Below are 239 nucleotides of genomic sequence, written 5' to 3' on the forward strand. Positions count from 1 at the left end.
TGGACTTTGATACGATTTGTACAGGATAGGTGGGAGCCTAGGAATCCGGAGCGCCAGCTTCGGTGGAGGCGCCGTTGGGATACCACCCTGATCGTATTGGAGTTCTAACCTGGTACCGTGATCCGGTACGGGGACAGTGTCAGGCGGGCAGTTTGACTGGGGCGGTCGCCTCCTAAAGAGTAACGGAGGCGCCCCAAGGTTCCCTCAGAATGGTTGGAAATCATTCGAAGAGTGCAAAG

Annotated in this window: 1 rRNA gene; it reads left to right on the plus strand. The window is 56.1% G+C overall.

Features of this window, described 5'->3' with window-relative positions:
* Positions 1-239: ribosomal RNA gene (locus KI362_RS25455) — 23S ribosomal RNA — on the plus strand; the annotation flags it as partial.

The organism is Paenibacillus apis, assembly GCF_018333295.1.
GTDB classification, from domain to species: Bacteria; Bacillota; Bacilli; order Paenibacillales; family Paenibacillaceae; genus Fontibacillus; species Fontibacillus antibioticophila.